Below are 13856 nucleotides of genomic sequence, written 5' to 3'. Positions count from 1 at the left end.
TCTTTGAAGAGGTCCTATGTTATACTATTATCTGAAGTCTTAAGAATAAAGGAAGGCTGTTTATGTTGATAAATTTCAGGGATTTTTTTAATTTAGATTATTGGAGAGAATTGCTCTCATTTGATATATTTTCTTGGTCATTTTTAGTAAATGTTTTAGATGTGATCGTTGTTTGGTACTTGGTTTATAAGCTGATCCAGCTTGTGCGAGGAACAAAAGCGATCCAGTTGTTTAAAGGCGTCGGCCTATTCATTGTTCTAAGGTTTTTGGCAGGTATCGTAGGATTAAAGACGCTATCTTGGTTGATGGATCAAGTCATCACGTATGGGGTGATCGCCGCGATTGTTATTTTCCAACCAGAAATTCGACGAGGGCTGGAGCATCTTGGCCGTAGCTCTTTCTTCAAGACTTCTAAGAATGAAAAACGACGGGATGAAGTGTTGGTCCAAGCGTTGGACAAAGCTGTTCAATATATGGCAAAACGAAAAATTGGTGCATTGATCACGATCGAACGGACGACGGGGTTAGAAGAATATATTGAAACGGGGATTCCTTTAGATGCGGACGTGACGGGCGAATTACTGATCAATATTTTTATTCCCAATACACCGCTACACGATGGTGCAGTCATCTTAAGAGATGATAAGATCGCTGTTGCTAGTGCCTACTTACCACTGTCAGAAAGTCCGTTGATTCCCAAAGAATTTGGGACGCGCCATCGAGCGGCTGTCGGGATTTCAGAAGTTAGTGATGCGTTGACCATTATCGTCTCAGAGGAGACGGGAGACGTCAGTATTACCCTGAATAATCGGATGCTTACTGAGCTTTCGCGACAAGAGTATCTCGACGTGTTGAATCGCGAATTAGTGCCAGAAGAAAAGCCTGGTAAACGCAACTTGCTGCAATCTTTCTTTGAAGGGGTCAACAAAGGAGGAAGAAAATGATCAAGAAAGAACGTCGTCAAAACGTATTTTATGGTATACTAGCGCTGTTCTTTAGTCTGGTTCTGTTTTTCATCGCCAGCGGATCAAGCCTGCAAGTCAACCTTGCAGGAACTTCAAATCCTTATGAGGAAGAGATCGATAATGTACCGATTCAGACCACCTATGACATAGATGAATACTTTATCCAAGGATTTGAAACAACAGTAGACGTGACTTTGTCTAGTCGAAATCGGGTGCAATTGAATGCTGAACGTAGCGAGGAAACGCGGAGCTTTCGAGTAGTTGCTGATTTGACTGGACTTGATGAAGGAACCCATGAGGTCCCTTTAGAAGTGAAAAATCTTAGCTCAAGTGTGACAGCCGAAATCGAACCCAAAACCGTCACTGTGACGATCGAGAAAAAAGTCACCCAAACGTTTACCGTTGAGCCAGTCATCTCGACTGATGGAGCAACGAGTGGTTACGGCGTTGATTCAATGAGTGTTGAACCGCAAGAAGTAGAGATCACTACTGGCGACAAGACACTGGCAGAAATCGACCGAGTGGTAGCGATCGTGAATCCAGATGATATTACTGGCGATTCGATCACGGTGGATGGAACGATCGAGGCTTGGGATAGTGAAAACAATCCTTTAGCGATCATTCCTGAGCCAGATTCGGTCGATGTGGCATTGATGATGGAAGCACCAAGCAAAGAAATTGAATTGTTTGTCACTCAACAGGGGACAACACCAGATGGAATCTCTCATTACATCTACCGGATGAGTAGTATCAGTGCGGTGCTAACAGGACCACAAAGTATTTTGGATGAGACCCAACAGATCGGTGTCCCAGTGGATGTTAGTGAGATCACAACCACGACCGAACGGACAGTAACGATTCCAGTACCAGAGGGAACAACGATCAATCCAACAGTTGTGACGATCCAAATCACTCCGGTTGCAGAAACAACTACTGAGAATCAATCAAACAATGATGGCGATGAAGCAACGAACAGTGCGAATTCTCAAGCCAATTCTTCGACAGTCGACACGATGCAAGAACAAACAGAGAATTCCGCAAGCAGCACGACGACAAGCAGTTCTTAGTCGTTTGACTGTAGAGAATGAATAAGAGAGGTTATTAAAATGGGAAAATATTTTGGTACTGATGGTGTTAGAGGAGAAGCAAACAAGGAGTTGACACCTGAATTAGCATTTAAATTAGGTCGTTACGGCGGCTATGTATTAAGTCAGCATGAAACTGGTGACCGCCGTCCCCGCGTTTTGGTGGGACGGGACACACGGATTTCTGGACAGATGCTAGAAAATGCATTGATCGCTGGACTATTATCTGTCGGGATCGAGGTATTCCAATTGGGTGTTATTTCTACACCAGGTGTTGCGTACTTGACGAAAGTGCAAAAAGCGAGTGCAGGTGTAATGATCTCTGCCTCTCACAATCCTGCACAAGACAATGGCATCAAGTTTTTCGGGAATGATGGCTTTAAATTAGTCGATGAACAAGAAGCTGAAATTGAAGCATTACTTGATGCACCGGAAGACACACTTCCACGTCCTTCTGCCGATGGCTTAGGAACGGTGGATGAGTTTCCAGAAGGGTTGTTGAAATACTCTCAATTTCTACGTCAAACGATTCCTGATGATTTGGAAGGAATCACGGTGTGTGTTGATGCAGCAAATGGCGCAACAGCTACAAGTGTCAATCGTTTGTTTGCCGATCTAGAAACAGAATTCTTCACAATGGGGACGTCTCCAGACGGGTTGAACATTAATGATGGTGTGGGATCGACTCACCCTGAAGCGTTAGCCGAATTTGTCGTTGAAAAAGGGGCGGATGCTGGTCTTGCGTTTGATGGAGATGGTGATCGGGTCATCGCAGTAGATGAACTAGGAAACATCGTTGATGGCGATAAAATCATGTATATCTGTGCGAAATATTTAGCGGAGCAAAAGCGCTTGAACCAAGGAACGATCGTGACAACAGTCATGAGCAATTTAGGGTTCCATAAAGCAGTGGAAGCAATTGGACTGAAAGATGTCATCACACAAGTCGGTGACCGTTATGTCGTCGAAGAAATGCGTAAAAACGATTATAATTTTGGTGGCGAGCAATCAGGTCACATGATTTTCTTGGATTTCAATACGACAGGTGACGGTTTGCTATCAGGAATTCAACTATTGAATATCATGAAACAAACGGGCAAGAAACTGTCGGAATTAGCAGGAGAGGTAACGATCTATCCACAAAAACTTGTCAACATTCGAGTGACAGATAAAAATGGCGCGATGGATGTTCCAGCTATCCGTAAAATCGTGGAAGAGACAGAAGCAGAAATGAACGGCGAAGGCCGTATCTTGGTTCGCCCTTCAGGAACAGAACCATTGCTTCGGGTGATGGCAGAAGCGCCGACCATTGAAAAAGTCGATTACTATGTTGAAAAAATCGCAGCGGTCGTTCGAGAGGAAATCGGTGCGGAATAAACGAAGAAGTAAGACGATCAAAGATATCCTTTGGTCGTCTTTTTTGTCTACTTACCAGCAAGAAGCCAACTTGCGAATTAGAGAAACTTGTCAACGATTTTGTCGGCAACGCTTAACAGAGGAGACGCAGTGGGCAAGCCTTGCGAAGGATAGTTGCTTTTAAAAGTCTTTTCGGATTTGTTGTGCAGTAGACAAGAAAAAAAGAACCCCTATGAACGATCGAGTCATCGAACGAGGAGTTCTTTTTATTATACAGAAGATAACCAATTCGGTTTCAATCTTTTAAAAAACTTATTCAACGGTAACGGATTTTGCTAAGTTTCTTGGTTTATCAACGTCGAATCCGCGCTGTAAAGTGGCAAAGTAAGCCAGCAGCTGTGTTGGAACGACTGCCACTAAGCTGGTTACCAATGGATGAACATTTGGTAAAATGATTTGATCAGTCGCTTTTGCTAATTCTTGGCTAACGATCACAAGGGTATGAGCCCCACGAGATTCGACTTCTTTCAAATTGCCTCGCGTATGAGAGCCGGTCACTTCTTCCGTGATCACACCGATCACTGGTGTACCTTCTTCGATCAACGCGATGGTGCCGTGTTTTAATTCACCAGCCGCAAAGCCTTCCGCTTGGATATAAGAAATTTCTTTTAATTTCAATGCCGCTTCCATCGATACATAGTAATCATTTCCACGTCCAATGTAAAACGCATTACGGGTTTCGGAAAGGAAATCCTCAGCAAATTGACTGATAACAGCTTTTTCATCCACTAAAGCCTCCATTGCAGAAGCAACGATGCTTAGTTCATGGAAAACATCAAAGTCCAATGCTTCAGGAACAGCTTTTTCATCACCAATGGCTTTTGCTAATAACGTCATCACTGCGATCTGTGCAGTATACGCCTTTGTAGAGGCAACAGCGATTTCTGGACCAGCATGAAGCAATAAGGTATGGTTCGCTTCTCGAGAAAGAGTAGAACCAGCAACGTTGGTAATCGTCAGACTAGGAAGACCTAACTGGTTGATCGTCACTAATACTTGACGGCTATCTGCCGTTTCACCACTTTGTGATAAGAATAAGAAGAAGGGTTTTGCTGACAACAATGGCATGTTGTAGCCAAACTCACTAGATAAATGAACCTCAACAGGGATCTGTGTTAGTTTTTCTAAAATGGCTTTTGCTGCCCAGCCCGCATGATTGCTAGTACCACAAGCAATGATGTAGATCCGATCGCTAGCTAAAAGTTCGTTTTTTAATGCTGGATCGATCACTACTTCACCAGATTCTCCTTGATATTCTTGAATCAAGCGGCGCATCACAGTTGGTTGATCATCAATTTCTTTTAACATGTAGTAAGGGTACGTTCCTTTTTCGATGTCAGTCAGATCTAGTTGTGCTTCATAAGATTCACGGTACACAAGGTTTCCTTTTGGATCTTCGATTTCGATCGCATCGGCTGTTACGGTCACCATTTCGCCATCTTCGATCTCAACAAAATGAGTCGTTTGATCGAGCATTGCTAAGGCATCGCTGCAGATGACATTGAACCCATCTCCCAAACCGATCAATAAAGGACTTTTGTTTTTGGCAACATAAATGGTTTCTGGATCATTTTTTTCTACTAAGGCAAAGGCATAAGAGCCGCGAATCAAGGACAAAGCTTTTTTAAAGGCTGCTTTGGTCGTGCTGTTGTCTTGCTCCTTCAATGCTTCAATCAAATGAACAACGATTTCCGTATCTGTTTGACCTTCAAATTGGTGGTTGCTTAAATATTCTTGATGAAGCTCTTCAAAGTTTTCGATCACACCGTTATGAACCAACACGAGTGCTTGGTTTGCTGAAGTATGAGGATGAGCGTTCATTTCTGATGGCTTGCCGTGGGTCGCCCAACGGGTATGTCCGATACCGATCGTTCCTGTTACTTCAGAAGTCACTTTTTCTTCCAAGTTTTTGATTCTTCCTTGGGCTTTAATTAAGTGATCCGAAGTCCGATCAGCGACATAAAGACCTGCTGAGTCATAGCCGCGATACTCTAAGCGTTCCAATCCGTTCAAAATAATTCGTTCTGCATTTGATTTTCCTACGATTCCTACAATTCCACACATAATGATAATCCTACTTTCAAAAAAATTTAGTTTGGCATTATGTATTTCTATCTGCGTAGCAAGTCTTTGTCATCACCTTACGATGAGATTTGTTCTTGCCTGTAGAGTGCAGTCCCTAGAGTCATCCGCCGAATGTTTCGATAAACTCTTTCCTCGTCATCTGTTTCCAGATCAGGCGCTATCCTTATTGGTCTATCTATCCTCCTTGTGAGATATTTTATAGAAATACAAGCAATATCATAATATTTATTCCGGTTTCTGTCAACTCAAAGTTATATAAAAATAATTGGTATAGTTATTGGTAAGGTTGGTTTGAACCTGTTTAAAGGAAATCAAAACAGCTGACATAGCTTTGTCGATTAAGATTCCCAAGAAATTTCCTCATAAAGCTATGCTTTTTTTTTTAAGTTCGCTACAATAAAAAAGTAAGAAAGTGAGGGAATGAAATGCCAGAATTTGTAAATTGTATGACTTTTTCAGAGCTAAAGAAAATGGTAGCTGCGATAGAAAAAGATCCTAATGTCACAGATGAAACAAAGGTCATGTTGGATACGGGCTGGGACAGCTTGCAAGAAATTTTGCCTGGATCAGTCACCGTGGAAACCGCGCAAACATTCAAAGTCCAGGATGAACTAACAAAGGAATTTTTTGGTGGCTACGTCTTAGCTGAAAAAAGTGAGAAATTTGATGCGGTTGGAGACGAAGAAGCAGTGATCGTCATCAAAAATCTATACTAAAAATGGGAAAGGTGAAAAGTTAGGTGGGAAAATGAATAAAAGAAGATGGATCGCAGCGGCGATCGCAGCAGGGTTATTTATCTGCTCGGGGGTTTTTTCAGTAATCACAAATCGTCCAGAGCAAGAGGAAACTCAAACGCTGCAAGGGTTAAATGCTTTGTTCTACGGAAGTAATGCGATCGAAGAGACAACGTTAGTTGCCGGAGATCAAGACAATCGTATTGTTCGCTTATCTTTAGAAGGAACCATCGCCAGCAGCTCCAGTGGTGGCTTATTCACAACAGAATCTTATGATCATCAGCGATTTTTAGAAGAACTACGGATGATCCAAGAAGATCCAACTATTGGGGGCATCTTGATGGAAGTCAATACGCCAGGAGGCGGCGTCTATGAAAGTGCGGAGATCGCTCGTGAGTTAGCAAAAATCAAAGAGTTAGGGATTCCGATGTATGTCAGTATGAAAAACATGGCAGCCAGTGGTGGTTATTATATCTCGGCTGGTGCTGATAAAATTTTTGCAACGGATGAAACCATTACTGGTTCAATCGGGGTGATCATGTCAGGGTTAAACTATGCTGGCTTATTCGAAAAGCTAGGGATCGAAGACAATACGTATAAAAGCGGCGCACTAAAAGATGTAGGTTCAGCAACGAGAAAACCCACAGAAGCCGACAAAGAAGTCTTGCAGACCTACGTCGACAATGCCTATGGTCGGTTCGTAAAAATCGTAGCAGAAGGACGCGGCATGACAGAAGAAGCCGTTAGAAAGATCGCTGATGGCCGCATCTATGATGGGCAGCAAGCAGTGTCCGTTGGTTTAGTGGATGAAATCGGTTTTCCTGAAGATACATTAGCAGCAATGCAAGCAGATCTAGGCTTGGAAGATGCCGAGATTTTCAGCTATGATGTTTCATCTACTGGATTTGCTTCTACTTGGTTAGGTTCAAGTTTAGCCGAACTACAAGGATTAAAAGAATCAAACACAGAGCGAGTGATCCAATTGATGGAAAGCCTTGGAACCAGCGATGCTCCAAAACCTCTTTATTATTATGGAGGTGAATGACTATGACAGAGAAAAACAAGTATTCCGCTGGCACATCGTCAACGGATGACAATCACACAAGTACGTCAATCGATCAAAGGGAACAGCGGGAAACCTCGACACCGTCAACCAATCATACGGATGTGCCAACTGAGGCACAGGTTTCAGAAACAACCGAACCAGTAAGTGCCAACAAAGCGATGAGGAACGCACAAGTAAATCATCCCGATGATTTTTACCAACAAGTCTTAACGTCTTTTAAGGAAGAAGAGTATACCCAAAGCGAGATCGAGGAAAAACAACAAGCCTGGCAACGGTATGAAGAACCTGAAAAACAGGCAGAAGACAAACGGTTCTTCAATGATTTTCCTAGCTACTTTTTTGCTGGGTTTTGGATTCGTTTCTTTGCTTATCTCGTTGATGTGTTGGTGATCCGAGCGATTACCCAAATAACGATCGGTAGTATCTACAATCTAGCGAATTTAACAGCAACTAATCAGCGGTTTGGCCTTTACAACATCTGTGCCTTAGCAATCTATCTAGGCTATTTTGTTCTAATGACAAAGCTAAATCATGGTCAAACGATTGGAAAAATGCTTTTTGGCATTCGAGTGGTTTCTTTTGTAGAGGAAGAACTCAGCTGGCAAACCGTGTTGATTCGCGAGCTATGCGGACGCTACGTATTACAATTCAATCTTTTCTTTTATCTCGGTTATTTACCAATCGTCTTTAATAAAAATAAGCAGCAGGCTGCGGATTATTTTGCAGAAACCAGTGTGGTGACCATTAATCTGATCAAAGCTTTCAATAAACAGGTGGATGCCAATCACGTAATGATTGGCGCACAAAACTAACTAGCAGATCAAGCAAGTAGTAAAGGAGGGATCGAGAATGGGTGAGACGATTGATTTCCCAGGACCAAATGAACGGCTTCGGCTGGCGGCAGAAAAAGCCTACCAGTCAAAGGAGTTTTTGCAAGCTTTTCGCCTGTACAATGAACTCTATCAAAAAAATGCCAGTTTTGAGATCAATCAATGGCTTGTTGAATGTCTGCAGCAGTTGAATGATTTTGCCAAAGCGTTAGATCTGGCGGAAGACTATTTGGATGATTATCTAAAAGAAACCGACGGGTATTTACAAATTGGTCATCTGCTGATCTTGGATGGTCAGTATTTAAAAGCTCGGCGCTGGCTTACATTAGGTAAAAAAACAAAAATTGCAAGCGGCTATCAGGAACAGTTAGCAAGTGAATTAGCAAAGGTAGAAGAAGTGCAGCAAATTTTAGGACTGGAAGATTTTCATGGGAAACGCAAGCATTTATGTGCATTAGATGAAGCCAATCAACCGGTGAGTGCAACAGAATGGCACGTTTTTACCCAAGCCATTACCAAACCACAATTTGTCACGCTGATGCATGAAACGTTAGCTTCCATCAAAAATCCATATTTACTGCCCAAATTAGTGGATGAGCTCGTGCGTCTTGAAGTGGACGAACCTTTTGAACTGATCGATTACCTTGGGAATATGCATCAAATCGTTCCGAAAGAGTTAAAACTTTTGCAAGAAGATGCCGCTGTTAAAGCGATCCAGAAAGAGATTGACGAAACGATCGCCCAAGAAGATCCGATTTTAGCAGAAAGCGTCTCAGCAGAGATCAATGATCATTTAGCCATCAGCTACCCATTTTTACCTGCAAAAGAGGAGGCAAAAGCATGGGTGGCAAGCTACATTGAAGATTATCGTGAGTTATTTGAAGAAAAAGAACAGCCAAAAGAAGTGAATGAAATAGAAGAACGCAAACGACACCTACGCAATATCCTACGATTGAGCATTCGCTGAAAGAAAAATTCGCAACTTTCATGGTAAAATGTTTACAATTAAACAACGTTAGTGTACTATTTAAAGGTATGCATGAAGCTATTTCATATGTAAATCAATTAATATTCGGAGGGAAATAAATGACTGCAAAATGGGAAAAAACAGGCACCAATGATGGTGTTTTGACATTTACGATCGCTCAAGCAGAAATCCAAAAAGGCTTGACGACTGCATTCAATAAAGTGAAAGGCAATCTTAACGTACCTGGCTTCCGTAAAGGGAAAGTTTCACGCCAAGTATTTAACCGTATGTACGGCGAAGAAGCGTTGTATGAAGATGCATTGAACGCTGTTCTTCCAGAAGCTTATGAAGCTGCTGTAAAAGAAGCAGGGATCGATCCTGTTGCGCAACCAAAAATCGACGTTGACAGCATGGAAAAAGGCCAAGATTGGGTTATCAAAGCAGAAGTTACTGTAAAACCTGAAGTAAAACTTGGTGATTACAAAGAATTAACAGTTGAAAAACAAGACCGCGAAGTAACAGAAGAAGACGTGGATGCACGCATCAAACGTGAACAAGAAGCACAAGCTGAATTAGTTATCAAAGAAGACGAAGCAGCTGAAAATGGCGACACAGTCGTTATCGACTTTGAAGGCTTCTTAGGGGAAGAAACATTTGAAGGTGGCAAAGGTGAAAACTACTCACTTGAACTTGGCTCAAACTCATTCATCCCTGGTTTTGAAGAACAATTAGTAGGAACAAAAGCTGGTGAAAGCAAAGACGTTACCGTTACTTTCCCAGAAGATTATCAAGCAGAAGATTTAGCTGGTAAAGAAGCAGTCTTCAAAGTAACTGTTCACGAAGTAAAAGCAAAAGAACTTCCTGAATTAGATGATGAATTCGCAAAAGACGTTGATGACAGCGTTGAATCATTAGCTGAATTAAAAGAAAAATACCGTGCTGAATTGACTGAAACAAAAGAAAAAGCAGCTGAAGATGCAAAAGATGAAGCTGCGATCCGTCAAGCAGTTGAAAACGCAGAAATCGTTGAATTACCACATTCAATGGTTCATGATGAAGTACACCGTTCAATGGATGAATTCTTGAACAACATGCAACGTCAAGGAATCTCACCAGAAATGTATTATCAATTAACTGGTTCAACTGAAGCAGATCTGCACACACAATTTGAAGGTGAAGCAGAAACCCGCGTGAAAACAAACCTTGTTATTGAAGCAATCGCTAAAGCAGAAGGTTTGGAAGCAACAGAAGAAGATATCGAAAACGAAATCAAAGAACTTTCTGAAGCTTACAACATGCCAGTGGATCAAATCAAACGCGTCTTAACAGAAGACATGTTGAAACATGATATCACGATGAAGAAAGCAGTTGAACTTGTCACAGGTACTGCAAAAGAAGCGTAAGCAAAATGCTTAAAAACGGCGAACATCTAGCGGTGTTTGCCGTTTTTTCTTGGGAGTAAGAGGGGCTAGTTTAACAATTACTAACAAATGATAAGAAAACGTTAGGCAACGTAAAAAGAACTTTTTCTTTCAAAAAAGTTATGATATGATTGTTTAAGACTGCAAAGTTAGTAAACAAAATTCCACTCCTTTAAATAGGTTGGAAAATTTTCAAGGGGTGAACAGTATGTACGATAATACAAACGGTAATGAAGCTGTTCGTTGTTCTTTTTGTGGCAAAACGCAAGAAGAGGTGAAAAAGATCGTTGCAGGTCCTGGGGTCTATATCTGTAATGAATGCATCGATTTGTGCAAAGAAATCATTGATGAAGAGTTTTACGAAGAAGCAATTCGTGAATTTACCGAAGTGCCGAAACCGCAAGAACTATTGAATGTTCTCAATGAATATGTGATTGGACAAGATCGTGCGAAACGGACATTGGCTGTAGCGGTTTACAATCACTACAAACGGGTCAATGTAGAAACGACAGCAGAAGATGTAGAATTACAAAAAAGCAATATTTGCTTGATCGGACCAACAGGTTCTGGGAAAACATTTTTGGCACAAACGTTAGCACGTTCACTAAACGTGCCTTTTGCAATCGCTGATGCAACCAGTTTGACAGAAGCCGGCTATGTCGGTGAAGATGTGGAAAACATTCTTTTGAAACTGTTACAAGCTGCTGATTATAACGTAGAAATGGCAGAAAAAGGAATCATCTATATTGATGAGATCGATAAAATCGCCCGTAAGAGTGAAAATGTATCGATTACTCGTGACGTATCCGGTGAAGGCGTGCAGCAAGCATTGCTGAAGATCCTAGAAGGAACGACTGCTAGTGTACCGCCACAAGGTGGACGGAAACATCCACATCAAGAGATGATCCAAATTGATACCACCAATATTCTCTTTATCGTTGGCGGGGCGTTTGACGGAATCGAAACCATCGTTAAAAACCGTTTAGGTGAAAAAACAATTGGTTTTGGCACGAACAATAAGCGTCTTGAAGAAGGCGAAAGTGTGATGCAGCAAATCATTCCTGAAGACTTGCTTAAATTCGGTTTGATTCCTGAATTTATTGGCCGCTTGCCAGTGATGGCTGCGCTAGAGAAATTAACAGTAGATGATTTAGTGCATATTTTGACTGAACCAAAAAATGCGCTAGTCAAACAATACCAAAAGTTAATGGCATTAGATGACACCGAGCTTGAATTTGAGCCAGAGGCTTTGCGTGCCATTGCTGCGCAAGCCATTGAGCGAAATACCGGTGCTCGTGGGTTGCGTTCGATCATCGAGAATATCATGATGGATGTCATGTTCAATGTCCCTTCTGATGAGTCGATCCAAAAAGTCACCATCACGGAAGAAGCGGCAAAAGGACTTGGTGAACCAAAAATCATTTACAATGAAGAGACCAAAAAAGCAGTCTAATCGAGACCAAGTCGGATAGTTTCATTGCTATCCGGCTTTCTTTTTGAAAAAATAGAAAGGAGCGATTCGATGAAAGTACATGATGCTGAAATCGTCATCAGTGCCGTTTCTCCAGCACAATATCCAGCTACACCTTTACCGGAGATTGCCTTAGCAGGCCGCTCAAATGTCGGAAAGTCATCCTTCATCAATACATTGATCAATCGTAAAAATTTAGCCCGTACCTCATCAAAACCTGGGAAGACGCAAACGCTGAACTTTTATTTGATTGAAAATACGTTGCATTTTGTCGATGTCCCCGGCTACGGCTATGCAAAAGTATCGAAAACAGAGCGAGCGAAATGGGGGAAAATGATTGAGACATATCTTGAACAAAGAGAGCAGCTGCGTGCAGTCGTATCTCTTGTTGATTTGCGTCATGCCCCCTCACAAGAAGATATTCAAATGTATGAGTTTTTGAAATACTACGAGATTCCAGTGATCGTGGTCGCCACCAAAGCAGACAAAATCCCTCGTGGGAAATGGAACAAGCATGAAAGCATGATCAAAAAAGCATTATCCTTTGATTCAGCAGATACGTTTATCCTCTTTTCTTCCATTACCAAACAAGGAAAAGAAGAAGCGTGGAAAGCGATTGAAGCAGCAATAAAATAATTATCATTTAGGAAACCGAAGCAAGAAAGTCCTTTGCTTCGGTTTTTCTCATTTTACAGTGGAAATCAGCTGATTTAAGCTATTCTACGCAGCGTAGAGTGCTGAATTTGCTCCATTTTAGCGAAAATCTCCTTGTTATTTGTTAAACTTGTAACAAGGAGGTGTGGTCGAATGCATGAATCATTAAGTAAAAAATTAAAAGAGTATCGATCAAGACATAATTTAACACAGAAGGAATTAGCTGCGAGGTTATTTGTTTCTGATAAGGCCATTTCAAAATGGGAACGAGGAAATGGGTTGCCAGACATCGAGACATTGGTCCGTCTAGCCGATTTATTAGGCACACCAGTGGAAGACCTATTAAAAGAAAAGAAAGAAACCTACTATTATGAATACAAAAGTGAACGGACGGTTCTGCGGCTTCCGTTGATGCACATTTTGATTCCCAATTTATTCTTATTACTGAATCAAGTGACGAGTGTTCGAGCGTTTTTTGTGCTGATGAAAGAGCTACCAACTGCCAGCGGCTGGTTTAGCCTTGGTGTCAAAGCCAAAGGGATTATTGCTTTGGGGGTTGTCAGTTTAGGCTTTTTATCGATTGGCTTATTGTCCTTCGGAATGTTGGGAATTGGGACAGTCAGTATCGGTGTCATTGCAATAGGGAATCTCTGCTTTGGCTTATTAGTTGGGATTGGCAATCTTGCGATCGGTTCGATCGTTGTCGGTAATCTTGGCGTTGGCTGGCTCGCTCTAGCAAATGTCGCAATTGCTTGGATTGGGGTCGCAAATTATGGTGTAGGGAGTTTTATGGCTGTTTTGCCCGCAAATTCATCAACGGAAGATTTTAACCAAGCGATTCAACAACTCTTAGTCTCTGAGATCCCTGACTTGATTAAAACCACTATCTTTGAACCAATGATTCGTTTTACGAGCTCACCGATTTTTGTGGTGATCTTCGTGATGACGATCTTAACAACCATCTTTTTTATTCTTTGCTTGTTGACCATTGGCTTGGTGCGATTACGTCAAAGCATGTTGTATGAAGAGCTATAAGAAAACCTCTAGATGATGATTCTGATCGTTGAACTTATGTAGCTTCAGTGGCTCATTTTCTATTTCGACAAGTAAAAAAAGGCAAGGGACTGACGTGTCTGAAGCGACCCCCAAAAGTTAGACCAAA

The 13856-nt window shown here is 41.7% G+C and carries 12 protein-coding genes; 11 read left to right on the top strand and 1 reads right to left on the bottom strand.

The window, feature by feature from the left end:
• Positions 1-62 precede the first annotated feature (62 nt).
• From cdaA to glmM, 3 genes are read left to right on the top strand one after another with little or no spacing between them, the layout of a single operon-like run.
• Positions 63-944: a diadenylate cyclase CdaA gene (gene cdaA, locus A5883_RS07870; RefSeq protein WP_005235688.1), complete on the top strand. Its 882-nt coding sequence runs from the start codon at positions 63-65 to the stop codon at positions 942-944.
• Complete coding sequence (locus tag A5883_RS07865; protein ID WP_086338274.1) at positions 941-2032, top strand: CdaR family protein; 1092 nt, start codon at positions 941-943, stop codon at positions 2030-2032. Before cdaA ends, A5883_RS07865 begins: the two co-directional genes overlap by 4 nt.
• Before the next feature lie 39 nt (positions 2033-2071).
• Positions 2072-3427, top strand: coding sequence for a phosphoglucosamine mutase (gene glmM, locus A5883_RS07860; protein ID WP_005225959.1), 1356 nt, complete (start codon positions 2072-2074; stop codon positions 3425-3427).
• Between the two features lie 291 nt (positions 3428-3718).
• On the opposite strand, the gene glmS is transcribed toward glmM, so the two are convergent.
• Complete coding sequence (glmS, locus tag A5883_RS07855; RefSeq protein WP_086338273.1) at positions 3719-5530, bottom strand: glutamine--fructose-6-phosphate transaminase (isomerizing); 1812 nt, start codon at positions 5528-5530, stop codon at positions 3719-3721.
• Between the two features lie 446 nt (positions 5531-5976).
• Between glmS and A5883_RS07850 the strand changes: the two genes are divergently transcribed.
• The 8 genes from A5883_RS07850 (at position 5977) to A5883_RS07815 (ending at position 13729) form a co-directional block, all read left to right on the top strand.
• Positions 5977-6267, top strand: coding sequence for a hypothetical protein (locus A5883_RS07850; RefSeq protein ID WP_086338272.1), 291 nt, complete (start codon positions 5977-5979; stop codon positions 6265-6267).
• Positions 6268-6298: 31 nt separating this feature from the next.
• On the top strand, positions 6299-7330 hold the full coding sequence (gene sppA / locus A5883_RS07845) for a signal peptide peptidase SppA (RefSeq protein WP_015509610.1): 1032 nt from the start codon (positions 6299-6301) through the stop codon (positions 7328-7330).
• 2 nt (positions 7331-7332) lie between these two features.
• Positions 7333-8163 carry an RDD family protein gene (locus A5883_RS07840; RefSeq protein WP_086338271.1) on the top strand — a complete coding sequence of 277 codons (831 nt, stop codon included), beginning with the start codon at positions 7333-7335 and terminating at the stop codon, positions 8161-8163.
• Between the two features lie 37 nt (positions 8164-8200).
• Positions 8201-9148 carry a hypothetical protein gene (locus A5883_RS07835; protein ID WP_086338270.1) on the top strand — a complete coding sequence of 316 codons (948 nt, stop codon included), beginning with the start codon at positions 8201-8203 and terminating at the stop codon, positions 9146-9148.
• A 119-nt stretch (positions 9149-9267) separates the two neighbouring features.
• Positions 9268-10551, top strand: a complete 1284-nt coding sequence (gene tig / locus A5883_RS07830; RefSeq protein ID WP_086338269.1) for a trigger factor — start codon at positions 9268-9270, stop codon at positions 10549-10551.
• 226 nt (positions 10552-10777) lie between these two features.
• The gene (gene clpX, locus A5883_RS07825) at positions 10778-12022 is read left to right on the top strand and encodes an ATP-dependent Clp protease ATP-binding subunit ClpX (RefSeq protein WP_010748174.1); all 1245 of its coding nucleotides are present in this window, start codon (positions 10778-10780) and stop codon (positions 12020-12022) included.
• A 69-nt stretch (positions 12023-12091) separates the two neighbouring features.
• Entirely contained in the window at positions 12092-12676 is a 585-nt protein-coding gene (yihA, locus tag A5883_RS07820) for a ribosome biogenesis GTP-binding protein YihA/YsxC (RefSeq protein ID WP_016610132.1), read from the top strand.
• Positions 12677-12847: 171 nt separating this feature from the next.
• Complete coding sequence (locus tag A5883_RS07815) at positions 12848-13729, top strand: helix-turn-helix transcriptional regulator (RefSeq protein ID WP_016610131.1); 882 nt, start codon at positions 12848-12850, stop codon at positions 13727-13729.
• The last annotated feature ends 127 nt before the right edge of the window (positions 13730-13856 follow it).

It is taken from the genome of Enterococcus sp. 5B3_DIV0040 (genome assembly GCF_002140755.1).
Classification (GTDB): domain Bacteria; phylum Bacillota; class Bacilli; order Lactobacillales; family Enterococcaceae; genus Enterococcus_D; species Enterococcus_D casseliflavus.
This window is presented reverse-complemented; position numbering and strand designations above follow the sequence as displayed.

Coding starts and splice junctions, on each gene's coding strand:
- cdaA (WP_005235688.1), top strand. CDS start 63: ATGTTGATAAATTTCAGGGATTTTTTTAATTTAGATTATTGGAGAGAA.
- A5883_RS07865 (WP_086338274.1), top strand. CDS start 941: ATGATCAAGAAAGAACGTCGTCAAAACGTATTTTATGGTATACTAGCG.
- glmM (WP_005225959.1), top strand. CDS start 2,072: ATGGGAAAATATTTTGGTACTGATGGTGTTAGAGGAGAAGCAAACAAG.
- glmS (WP_086338273.1), bottom strand. CDS start 5,530: ATGTGTGGAATTGTAGGAATCGTAGGAAAATCAAATGCAGAACGAATT.
- A5883_RS07850 (WP_086338272.1), top strand. CDS start 5,977: ATGCCAGAATTTGTAAATTGTATGACTTTTTCAGAGCTAAAGAAAATG.
- sppA (WP_015509610.1), top strand. CDS start 6,299: ATGAATAAAAGAAGATGGATCGCAGCGGCGATCGCAGCAGGGTTATTT.
- A5883_RS07840 (WP_086338271.1), top strand. CDS start 7,333: ATGACAGAGAAAAACAAGTATTCCGCTGGCACATCGTCAACGGATGAC.
- A5883_RS07835 (WP_086338270.1), top strand. CDS start 8,201: ATGGGTGAGACGATTGATTTCCCAGGACCAAATGAACGGCTTCGGCTG.
- tig (WP_086338269.1), top strand. CDS start 9,268: ATGACTGCAAAATGGGAAAAAACAGGCACCAATGATGGTGTTTTGACA.
- clpX (WP_010748174.1), top strand. CDS start 10,778: ATGTACGATAATACAAACGGTAATGAAGCTGTTCGTTGTTCTTTTTGT.
- yihA (WP_016610132.1), top strand. CDS start 12,092: ATGAAAGTACATGATGCTGAAATCGTCATCAGTGCCGTTTCTCCAGCA.
- A5883_RS07815 (WP_016610131.1), top strand. CDS start 12,848: ATGCATGAATCATTAAGTAAAAAATTAAAAGAGTATCGATCAAGACAT.